This window comes from Stenotrophomonas sp. SMYL89 (genome assembly GCF_036319985.1).
Taxonomy (GTDB): domain Bacteria; phylum Pseudomonadota; class Gammaproteobacteria; order Xanthomonadales; family Xanthomonadaceae; genus Stenotrophomonas; species Stenotrophomonas maltophilia_Q.
Window position 1 is genome coordinate 1 of sequence record NZ_JAWIRW010000040.1, and the last position, 1,428, is coordinate 1,428.

Sequence of the window (1,428 nt, forward strand, 5' to 3'; positions counted from 1 at the left end):
TGAAGTGACCCCCGGGAGTTGGACGCCAGATCCAACCCCGAGGGATACATGAACAGATACGACGCGCGTTTCAAACTGCAGGTCGCCAAAGAGGCCTGCAAGACCTCCACATCGGTCAAAGCCGTTGCTCGTCGCCACAGCCTGGAGTTCTCCACGGTCAGACGCTGGGTGGCGACCTATCGGCTGCACGGTTGGCGCGGGTTTCACCGCCAGGCCCGGTCCTATGACCTCGCGTTCAAGCTGGCTGTCCTGGAGAAGATGAGCCAGGACGGCATGTCCGGGCGCGAGGCCACCACCTACTTTCAGATTGGTGATGCCGGCGCAGTGGGGCAGTGGCGGCGCCTGTATGCTCAGGGCGGTGCCCAAGCGTTGGCACCGCCCCTGCCGCCGCCCCGAAAGCCGATGAAAAAGACCCGTTCGTCCAAGCCACCTGAGGATATGAGCCGCGATGAGCTGCTCAAGGAAGTCGCCTATCTGCGCGCGGAGACCGACTACCTAAAAAAACTCGATGCCTTGATCCGGGAAGAGCAGGCGGCGCAAGACGCAAAGCGCAAGCCATCCAAGGATTGAGGCAGGTTCATACGCTGTCGCTTCTGCTCGAAGCGGCAGGGCTGTCGCGCAGTACGTTCTATTACCAGAACCATGTCCTGGCCCATCCGGATCAGGACGAGGCAGACCTGCGTGAGCGTATCCGTGCAATCTACGATCAGAGCCAAGGGCGCTATGGCTATCGCACGGTGACGCTGGAACTGGCCAATCAGGGCCATCGGACCAATCACAAGCGGGTACAGCGCCTGATGGGGGAGATGGGCCTGAAATCGCGCGTGCGCGTCAAGCGCTATCGGGCCTTCAAGGGGGCGGCCAATATTGTGGTTGGCAACGATCTCAATCGTGAGTTCCAGGCCGAGCGACCCAATCAGAAGTGGGTGACCGACGTCACCGAGTTCAAGGTGCAGGGCATGAAGCTGTACCTGTCGCCGATCATGGACCTCTACAACGGTGAAATCGTGGCTTATCAGATCAAGCGCCAGCCCGTGTTCGATCTGGTGGGTCAGATGCTGGAGGAGGCCATCAGCAAGCTTTCCCCGGATGAGCGCCCCATGATCCATTCTGACCAGGGCTGGCAGTACCAGCATGAAAACTACCGGCACATGCTGGAAAAGCACTCGTTGAAGCAAAGCATGTCCCGGCGTGGCAACTGTTTGGACAATGCGGCAATGGAGAGCTTTTTCGGGACGTTGAAGTCGGAGTTCTTCTATCTGAACAGCTTTGACAGCATCGAGAGTCTGGAGGCTGGGCTGGTGGAATACATCCAGTACTACAACGAAGAGCGCATCAAACTGAAACTGAAAGGTCTGAGCCCGGTAAAGTACCGGGAGCAGGCCCAATCGGCCGCCTGACCCCGTCCAAGTCTCGGGGGGCACTTCA

Annotated in this window: 1 protein-coding gene; it reads left to right on the forward strand. The window is 59.2% G+C overall.

The window, feature by feature from the left end; translation table 11 throughout:
- Window positions 1-48 precede the first annotated feature (48 nt).
- A protein-coding gene (locus V3B41_RS20425; RefSeq protein ID WP_197633811.1) for an IS3 family transposase occupies window positions 49-1,400 on the forward strand; the annotation gives its coding sequence in 2 pieces (ribosomal slippage) (window positions 49-496 and window positions 496-1,400; 1,353 coding nt in all).
- The last annotated feature ends 28 nt before the right edge of the window (window positions 1,401-1,428 follow it).